Source organism: Haladaptatus sp., assembly GCF_049589095.1.
In the GTDB taxonomy this organism is placed as follows: Archaea; Halobacteriota; Halobacteria; order Halobacteriales; family Haladaptataceae; genus Haladaptatus.
In genome coordinates this window covers 1-4,980 of record NZ_JBAWAC010000380.1, presented here as the reverse complement: position 1 = coordinate 4,980, position 4,980 = coordinate 1, and the positions used below count along the sequence as shown (strand labels likewise).

General features: G+C 60.3%; 6 protein-coding genes. 3 read left to right on the top strand and 3 right to left on the bottom strand.

Annotated elements, in window-relative coordinates:
* Both WBV42_RS11900 and WBV42_RS11895 read left to right on the top strand, forming a co-directional pair.
* A partial coding sequence (locus WBV42_RS11900) for an NAD(P)/FAD-dependent oxidoreductase (RefSeq protein WP_423986227.1) occupies nucleotides 1-1,005 on the top strand: 1,005 nt, incomplete at its 5' end.
* 77 nt (nucleotides 1,006-1,082) lie between these two features.
* A complete protein-coding gene (locus WBV42_RS11895; protein ID WP_423986226.1) occupies nucleotides 1,083-1,412 on the top strand; it encodes a hypothetical protein in 330 nt (109 codons plus the stop codon).
* Here the strand turns inward: WBV42_RS11895 and WBV42_RS11890 are convergent, their stop codons facing one another.
* On the bottom strand, nucleotides 1,413-2,633 hold the full coding sequence (locus WBV42_RS11890) for an anion permease (protein ID WP_423986225.1): 1,221 nt from the start codon (nucleotides 2,631-2,633) through the stop codon (nucleotides 1,413-1,415).
* Nucleotides 2,634-2,876: 243 nt separating this feature from the next.
* Here WBV42_RS11890 and WBV42_RS11885 point away from each other — a divergent pair, with 243 nt between their 5' ends.
* On the top strand, nucleotides 2,877-3,176 hold the full coding sequence (locus tag WBV42_RS11885) for a DUF7545 family protein (RefSeq protein ID WP_066145362.1): 300 nt from the start codon (nucleotides 2,877-2,879) through the stop codon (nucleotides 3,174-3,176).
* Nucleotides 3,177-3,206: 30 nt separating this feature from the next.
* Here WBV42_RS11885 and WBV42_RS11880 read toward each other — a convergent pair whose 3' ends face one another.
* Both WBV42_RS11880 and WBV42_RS11875 read right to left on the bottom strand, forming a co-directional pair.
* Complete coding sequence (locus WBV42_RS11880; protein ID WP_423986224.1) at nucleotides 3,207-4,043, bottom strand: MBL fold metallo-hydrolase; 837 nt, start codon at nucleotides 4,041-4,043, stop codon at nucleotides 3,207-3,209.
* A gap of 227 nt (nucleotides 4,044-4,270) precedes the next feature.
* Nucleotides 4,271-4,627 carry a DUF7344 domain-containing protein gene (locus WBV42_RS11875; protein ID WP_423986223.1) on the bottom strand — a complete coding sequence of 119 codons (357 nt, stop codon included), beginning with the start codon at nucleotides 4,625-4,627 and terminating at the stop codon, nucleotides 4,271-4,273.
* Nucleotides 4,628-4,980: the final 353 nt, after the last annotated feature.

The following is a 4,980-nucleotide window of genomic DNA, read 5'->3' as shown; positions in this document are numbered from 1 at the left end:
GGAATCGCGGGACTGACCGCGGCCATCTACTCCGCGCGGTCGAACAACGACCCCCTCGTCCTGCAGGGCGACGAACCCGGCGGACAGTTGACGCTCACGACGGACGTGGAGAACTACCCCGGATTCCCCGACGGAATCAGCGGGCCGGAACTGATCAACAACATGCAACAGCAGGCCGAGCGGTTCGGTGCCGAGGTAAAAACCGGCATCATCGCGGACGTGGACGAGTCCTCGCGTCCGTTCCGCGTCGAGTTGACGAACGGCGATGTGTACACGACCGACGCGCTCATCGCGGCCAGCGGTGCGAGTGCCCGAACGTTGTCGATTCCGGGCGAGGACGAACTGATGGGGTACGGTGTCTCGACCTGTGCGACCTGCGACGGCGCGTTCTTCCGCGACGAGGAGATGGTGGTCATCGGCGGCGGCGACGCCGCCTTCGAGGAAGCGACGTTCCTGACCAAGTTCGCGAAGAAGGTGTACCTCGTCCACCGCCGCGAGGAGTTCCGCGCGGAGAACTACTGGCAGGACCGCCTGCAGGAGAAGGTCGATGCTGGCGAAATCGAAGTCATGAAGAACACCGAAGTCACCGAGATTCACGGCTCGCCCGAGGAGGGCGTGGACCACGTCACGATGGTGACGAACCCCGAAGGGAAACCATCACAAAAGCTCGACGACCCCGAGACCGAGGAATTCGACTTCGACGTGGGCGCGGTGTTCCTCGCCATCGGCCACACGCCGAACACGGGATACCTCGAAGACACGGGCGTCGAACTGGACGAGGAAGGCTACATCCGAACGGAAGGCGGAGAGGGCGGCAACCAGACGAAGACGGCCGTCCCCGGCATCTTCGGTGCGGGCGACGTTGTGGACTTCCACTACCAGCAGGCCGTGACTGCGGCAGGCATGGGGTGTAAGGCCGCACTCGATGCGGACGACTACCTGGAGACGGCCGAACTCGGCGAAGCGAGTGCCACTCAAGAGGGCGCAGCGGCCTCCGACGACTGATCCGAATATCCGAACCGTATTTTCGGGTTGAAGTTGCAACCACAGGGTTTAGTTCCGTCATTCCGGTACAGACCCGCATGGACTTCGACCTCCGCGTCTCCGAACTCGAACCGCTTCACGGTCGACTCGAAGAGGCGCTCGAACGGGTCTTCGAGTTACAGGCGGGAACCCGTGTGAACTCGGACGAGTTCTTCTCGGAGGAGTTCATGCAAAGATACACCCAGTTCGACTCGTTCCACGCCTTCTACCGCGAGAGCGCGTGGAACCTCGAAGAGCCGGGTCGGATGGACGAACTCCCGGACGAACGTCTCGATAGCTACGTCGTGGAGACGACGGAGTTCGCTACGTGGGAGGAAATGAAGACCGCCGCCGCGAAGGAAGCCATCGTCGACCAGTTGCTCTCCTGATTACGTGAACCCCGGCACCATCGTCAGCAGTCGATACAGCCCGAAGCTGATGAACCCGGCACCGACCATCGACACGACCCACGCGCCGACGGTGTACCCGGCTTTCGACGCCGAAACGCCGCCGCCCGAATTCGAGGAACGAACGGCCAAGCCAGCGCCGACGATGCTCGATATCATCACCTTGTTGAACGAGATCGGAATGCCGAGAACGATCGCAAGTTGAGCGATGAGGAACGCCGGAATGAGCGCGGCGATCGACCGCCGCGGGCCGAGCGAGGCGTACTCCTGTGCGACCGCCTGAATGAGTCGTGGTGCCCGCGTCCACGCGCCGACGAGGATGCCGAGACCGCCGAGCGCGAGCAGGTACACCGTGGAGATATGCAGGTCGGTTTCGAAGATGGCTTCCAGCGGACCGGTCGCGAGGCCGACCTGTGTCCCGCCGCTCGTGAACACGACCATGAGACCGAGGACGACGAGAAATCGATTGATTCCTTTCTGCTCGTCGTTCACGAGCGCCAACCGAGTGACCAGGACGGCGAGGATGCCGAAGACGACGCTGACGAAGACCATCCCGAAGGTGTAGCTTCCGACGAGGTGACCCGGAAGCAGGTCCCAATCCGTGGAGAGGGTCCGGGCGATCGAACCGGGTGTCCCGTTCGATTTCGGAGTGACCGTCAGTTGGATGTTGGCTACTGCGTAGCCGACGAGTCCGGCCAGCACGGGAACGCCGATCGATTCCGGTACCGATTCGCTTCGCAACGCTCGGGCGACGCCGTAGGCGATGATGGCGTTCGTGACCGGAATCGTGAACCAGAACGCGAGGATTTTGACGTACTCGTGCGTCGCAAAGCCGCCGCCGAGTGAGATACCGGCACCTACCATCGCGCCCGTGACGGCGAAGGCCGACGGAATCGGGTATCCACGCGTGTTGCCGATGGTGATGAGCGTCGCGGCCGTCAGGAGGGCCGCCGCGGCCGCGACCGGCGTTATCGTCACACCGGTGACGAGGTCCTTTCCGATGGTCTCGGAAATGCTTCCACCTTGGACGATCGCTCCGAGCCCGGCGACGAGTCCCACCAACAGTGCGGCCCGCAGGATCGACAGCGCGTTCGCGCCGACGGCAGGTGCGACGGGTGCGGAGTTGCTGTTCGCGCCGACCGTCCACGACATGAACAGCGATGCGATCAACGCGACGACCACGACGAGAAGTACTGTGGCCATTACGAACGAGATGACCGCACGGCACACGTTCCTGTCACTATCGAGTCATAGGGATGCGTCTCGGTCTGGAACATCGACCTACTCTACAAAATCCACCGTTAAGTGGTCTTTGGTACCGTTTTCGGGGAATAGGATGAAGGAAGTTACGAATAACCAGTACCTATCTACTCAGATGATTGAAACAGTCATCGCCGTGCAGTCGCCATCCACAGACCCTTAACGCTTCACGTCAAAACGGGTGGTATGGTAGAAACAGATTCCGTCGAGACGGAAACGTACACCATCGAAGGACCGGACGGAAACACCGACGAAGTCGAACTCCCGCCGGGACTCATCGACCTGCTCCGCGAGGAGGACGAATCGCGCGAGACCGTCATCGGCGACATGGCCGTCGTCTCCTTCGTCCAGCAGGCCCACGCGGCCGTTCACCACACGCAGGGCCAACCCGACGAGGAAGTCGTCGCCATCGAGGAGAAAGCACGAGAGCTGTTCGAGGAGCGTATCGGCATCACGTTCGAGCAGGCGACCGGCCACTCGCACTGAACGCACGAAAATCGCCGTTCGCCGTTTTTTCTAGTTCAGTTCGACACGGTCGCCCATCTCGATGATCTCCAGTGCGTTCGGATACTCGTAGCTCCGCGTGTGGTCGTACAGCGCCGTCGGGTCCGCCGTCAGCCCTTTCCACATGTCCCAGTGGGTCGGGAGGAGCGTATCGAGTTGGAGGGCGTTCGCCGCGTCGGCGATTTCGTTTTCGTCGCTGTACCACTTCGTGTACTTCGGTTCGCGGGTTTCCTTGTCGGGAATCCAGCCGTCGGAGCCGAAGGCGAGTACGCCGAGGTCGATGTCGTAGGATTCGCCGATGGTTTCGAGTTCCTCGCCGGGTTTGGTATCGCCGCCGTGGAAGAAGGTGACGTCACCGTGTTCGATGACGTAGGAGACGGGATGTGTCGCGTCGGCGTCGTGGCTCGGTTCGACGTGAATCGTGAATTCGCCGACTTCGAACGTTTCTCCCTCCGCTACTTCCTCGAACTGGTCGTCCGAGGCGTCCCAGTTGTCCGTCCACTGCTCGTCCTCACGTGCGACGGCGAGGCTGTCGTCGGGTGCGTAGAACGTCGCGCCTGTCGAGGCGAGGATGGGTGCTTGGCTCGGCCCGTGGACGTGGTCGGTATGTTCGTGGGTCGCCAGCACTGCATCGGCTTCCGTCACGTCTTCCGGGTCGAATGGGACGGGAATCATCCGAACGGTTCGTGGCGGATCACCCGTGCCGACGTACGGGTCGATGAACAGCGTCGTTTCGTCGCTCCCCTTCAGGACGAACCCGTTGCAACCGAGATACCAGAGCGCGATTCCATCCGGTGTCGTTTCCTCGACTTCTCGCGGGAGCCAATCCCCCCAGTCGCTACTTGCCATGTGAATACTGCCCGGCAAACGCGCCTAAATCTTGTGTTCGACTCAGGGTAATCTCGAATATATGTGCAGATACGTATAGAATGAATCGACGACATGAAGTCACTAACCAAAGACATATGCCCACTCAGTCACACTAACTTAACGCCTGCGGATAGTGTCTTCACTGTCACGGCAGGCAGTCGGTACTGCAATGTGTCTCTGACGGGTGCGGCCTCTACCGCCGCACCTCACATTCTGATGGACGACCCGGAGATGCGGTCGAGAGACGTTTCTATCTCGGGGTCGTCGAAGGCGCATTCGACCGTGTTCGACTCACTGTCGTAGCTGATAAGTCCCCAGTCCGAGAGTCGCGGGAGGTGATTGTGGTGTAGTTCGATGGTAAGTTGCCGACGGTCTGTCGCGAGGACCGACTCGTCCTCGTCGATGACCGTGACGAGTTCTGACAACGAGACGGGGGGTTCGCGTACCGAGAGATGTCCCAGAACGATGCGACGGAGGCGATGTTCGAGGATGGCGAACAGTTCGGATAACGATGGGTTGGTTGTTTCGTTACTACGTCCGAGTGAATGCTGACTTGTGACCATGCGTATCTCCTTGCGAGTGGGTTCGTGGTGGTATCGGGCCGTCGCGTAGCGGGAACCGACGCCCGAACCGAACGCTCGGGCGGAAAAACCATCGAAACGAGGGATTATCACTTTAATTCACCGAACGGAATTCGAAATCGAGAAATCGTATCTTCTGTTAAAACGCGTCTCGAATTCCGAACAAGGTATATAATTGTTGCTGTGTTTTAAGACAGATTTATAACATTCGGGTGGGAAACGGTCGGTAACTCATGTCCGACGAGAGTGGACCGGAAGCGCTGATTTCGACAGTCGTCAAGCGTGCCGGATTTCTCGCCGCACTCTCGTCGGGACCGATCCCGAAACACCATCTC